The sequence below is a fragment of the Streptomyces sp. NPDC037288 genome (genome assembly GCF_055603265.1).
Map to the genome: position 1 here is coordinate 1 of NZ_JBVJVY010000159.1, position 3,526 is coordinate 3,526.

The 3,526-nt window shown below is 66.2% G+C and carries 3 protein-coding genes and 2 pseudogenes; 2 read left to right on the plus strand and 3 right to left on the minus strand.

The features are described 5' to 3' along the window. From ACZ7GZ_RS42690 to ACZ7GZ_RS42700, 3 genes and pseudogenes are all read right to left on the minus strand, one after another. Positions 1-211 (minus strand): annotated as a pseudogene (locus ACZ7GZ_RS42690) (IS630 family transposase); the annotation flags it as partial. Between the two features lie 119 nt (positions 212-330). After that, entirely contained in the window at positions 331-1,986 is a 1,656-nt protein-coding gene (locus tag ACZ7GZ_RS42695; protein WP_471033199.1) for a discoidin domain-containing protein, read from the minus strand. A gap of 384 nt (positions 1,987-2,370) precedes the next feature. After that, positions 2,371-2,598: a hypothetical protein gene (locus ACZ7GZ_RS42700; RefSeq protein ID WP_471033201.1), complete on the minus strand. Its 228-nt coding sequence runs from the start codon at positions 2,596-2,598 to the stop codon at positions 2,371-2,373. Positions 2,599-2,687: 89 nt separating this feature from the next. Between ACZ7GZ_RS42700 and ACZ7GZ_RS42705 the strand changes: the two genes are divergently transcribed. Beyond that, positions 2,688-3,122, plus strand: coding sequence for a heparinase II/III family protein (locus tag ACZ7GZ_RS42705; RefSeq protein WP_471033204.1), 435 nt, complete (start codon positions 2,688-2,690; stop codon positions 3,120-3,122). A gap of 42 nt (positions 3,123-3,164) precedes the next feature. Further along, positions 3,165-3,434: pseudogene (locus ACZ7GZ_RS42710) on the plus strand (helix-turn-helix domain-containing protein); the annotation flags it as partial. Positions 3,435-3,526 lie beyond the last annotated feature (92 nt).

Genomic DNA, 3,526 nt, shown 5'->3' on the forward strand with positions numbered 1-3,526 from the left:
CGCTGTAGGAGACGCGGAACTTCCTGCCGATCAACGTGGCCACCCTCGCCGCGGTCCACACCTGGTCCTCCACCCAGCCGTGCGCGGCCGGACCCTGCTCCAGATACGCGGCCAGCTTCTGAAGACAGCACGGTGACAGCCGGCACCGCGAACCGCTCGGGCCACGGGAGACCGGAGCCTGCACACCACCGTCCCGCCACAACTGGTGCCATGGGTCCTCGAATCCGCTCTCGGAGGCGACATCACCGATCCCTTGTGCACGAGAGACGTGCATTGTCGACCGCCGTGTCCGCTCAGCTCCGCCGGGCCTTGGAGGAGCCGAGGTGCCTGTTACTTCTGTGGTGAGACTTCTGCCAGTTGGAAGTAGCGGTTGCCATAGGGGTCCGTGCCAAGTTTGGTGGCCAGGACGCGGATGAAGCGGGCCTTGGCGGGGGCTGTAAAGGCGAGCGATACCCGGGTGTTGCCGGGGTTGATGAAGCCGGGGTGCTGCTGGAAGCGGACGTTGGTGAACTTCGTTCCCTCTTGGCTGGTCTGGATGGTGAAGTCGGCCGGGAATCCCCAACCGTTCTTGCGGGGGGTGAGGACGACCCGGCGGATGGGTTGCGCGGTGCCGAGGTCGACCCTGATCCATTCGATGCGGTTCGCCGGACCACCAGTGGAGGACCAGGCGGTTGCTGAGCTGCCGTCGATGGTGTTGGAGGCAACAAATGCGAGCGACGCGAAGGATGAGGCGGTAGCGCCCTTACGGGGTAAAGGAGTGTAGGTGCGAGCGCCAGCCGACCATGCGTCCCCGCGGGTTCCGGCGATGGCCTGATCGATGCGGGGTGCTGCGTGGGGCCGGTCGATGACCTGAAGTCGACTGACTCTCTTGTACCGATGGGTATCGATGCGCTGCACGGTGGCGTTGGTGGCCTGTCGGTGCACGTGCACGATGCCGCCGGTGAAAAGGATGGCCGCGGCTTGTGGGAGGGCGACGCCGAGCTTGTGATCGGTGAAGTGGCAGTTGGCGGTGCCGGCGTACATCAGGGCGGTGATGCGGCCCTTTTCGTTGATCGCCCAGCCGGGCGTGTTGACGCCGCAGCGGTCGTAGCCGCCGGCGGCCAGTGGGTCGGGCGCCAGCAGCTCACCGGCGTCGGTGAAATGGACCCCGTCCCGGCTGGTGGCGTAGTGGAGGTGCCAAGGCTTCGGTGCGTCGGTTCTCCGGTAGGCAGCGATGTACCTGCCGTTCAGCCGGCGGATGTCGCCTTCGACGAAACTGCCGACCCGCTGCACGTGGGTGAAGTGTCTGGGGATGGCTTCGTTGGAGACGGCCAGGTGCTGCTGGTAGGGTGGCCCGCCATTGACCGTGCCGTCGAAGTACAGCTCCCACCGGCCTGCGCCCTTGCCGTATTCCGCGTTCCAGATCAGTGACGGGCGGGCGCATTTGGTCACGCGCGCGCCTCGGAAGATGACCTCGTGGCTGTAGTCGGTCAGCCGCGGCCAGCGTACGCCGTCACGGGAGCTTAGAACCGAGCACCGATCGTCGCCCTTGCCCGACCTAGCACTGGTCATGGCCATGACCCATCCGAAGTGTCGCTTTATCGCTGACGGGTCATTGACGTGCACGTAGACGCCATGCCCGATGACCGTCTTGACGCCGGTGAAGCCGCTGGACAGCGCGTCATCGCGGGTGGTGGCCAGGTAGATCTCGTCGTTGCCCTGGCCCTTGGTACGCCAGCCGCCGAAGTAGATGTTCCAGACGCCGTCCGCCTTCACAGGGTTGGGCGAGTACAGATTGGGCGCGCTGACCACCGGGTTGCCGTGGTAAGGCACGAAGAAGGCATTGCGTGGATCGTTCACTAATCGGCCCACGTCATGGACGGTGAACACGTCACTGGTCTTGCCGAGGTAGGTCAGGCCTCCCGTCGCCATGGCGGGCATCGCCAGCATACAGGCCACCACCGCCGAGAGGGCGGCAACGCAGAACCGGCTGATTTTCAGCTTCATCAGGACTCCCCAGCATTGCTCGGCCCGGCACGGACCGATGTGTTCACGATCTCGAAGCGCCGCGACCCCTCGCGCGACCGTGGACGACGGCCGCCGGATCCGGCAGCGTGGTGTACTCGCTGCCTGCACCTCGCCCGTCTTGACGTTGTCGTTGCTCGCCGGGGCCGGGCGTCCCCGGCCCTTCCGTCGCACCAGCCGGAGTGACGGCAGCCTTGATTGCAATGATGGCAACGGCAGCGCACGGTCGCACGTGATCGCCTGCCTGCGCGGTCGAGGTCCACTGACTGTTCTCTACCAGAGTCACCCAACACGCGAGCGGCAGCCGCCGCACCGAGTGGTGGTCATGGGGCCGACTCCCGCAGGGTCTGCACACACCCTGCCCGGTCACTGGGCGGGCGGCGGAGTAATGCATGCTCGCCGCATCCCGGTCCGATCGAGGATCTCAGCCGCAGCCGCTTTCAGCTGCAGCTGTACCTGGTCGGACAGGTTGGGAGCGATCAGGCCCTCGCCCTCGGCGTTCCGTATCGCCGGGGCACACCGGATCAGCCGCAGCAGCAGGTACGGCTGGTTCGCTGCCAGAGCTGCGTGCGCCGCCCGCTGTTCGGCGAGCACGTGCAGGGCTGCTTCCCCGGGCCATGGCCGGGATTGATTCACCGGACGTGCGCACGCTCAAGGCGCTGCCATACAGGAAACAGCGTCTGTTGCCGCGCATAGCCACTGGACAGCCACGAGACAGCGGACAGCTGCCGCATTTCGCGCTGGCCGGGCTGATGCTCGACTTCGTGCATGACGCCGACGCATACGGCACCCCCTACGGTGCGGGTTCGTTCCCGCGCAGTCTGGACACCGCCGCCCGTGTGAGCAGCTGGCTCTACGCGTACGAGATCCTGCGCAACAGCACCTCTCTCACCCCCCGCCCGCACCTGGAGCTGCTCCGCGTCCTGGACAAGTCGGGCCAGTATCTGGCCCGCGCCGTCGTCTCCACCCCGAACTGGATGCTGGGCCAGAAACAGGCCCTGGCCGAGATCGCCCTGTACTTCCCGGAGCTGGCGGACAGCAGCGCCTGGCTGGCCAACGCCCGTAACTATCTCGGCCACCAACTACTGACCCCGGCTCGTCAGGGTGAACTTCGGTGAAGTCCCTGATGGGTCTGGAGTGGTGGCTGTATCCCGGGTTGTGTGAGATATGCGGATGGGGGTGGGCTGACTGCTGTGGGACGCCAGCGCCGGGAGACCGTGCGGATACAGGCGGCCGAGCTGTTCGAGCAGGAGGTCAAGCCATCGGAGGTCGCGCGGCAACTGCGGGTGAGTCTGAAGTCGGCATACCAGTGGCACCAGTTGTGGCGGGACGGTGGTGTGCAGGCACTGGCCTCCCGTGGCCCGAGCGGTTCGCGGTGCCGTCTGTCCCCGCGTTGTCTTCAGAAGCTGGCCGCGTATCTGGAGCAGGGAGCCTTTTCAACGGTGAGCCTCCAGGGTGAGGATGGCCTTTGTGGTTGACGTGAGTGCGTTCGGGCTGAGTCTGGCCTTGCGGAGGATCCGCC

Bases quoted from the DNA above. Each gene is read 5' to 3' on its own strand.
- ACZ7GZ_RS42695 (WP_471033199.1), bottom strand. From the start codon at position 1,986: ATGAAGCTGAAAATCAGCCGGTTCTGCGTTGCCGCCCTCTCGGCGGTG.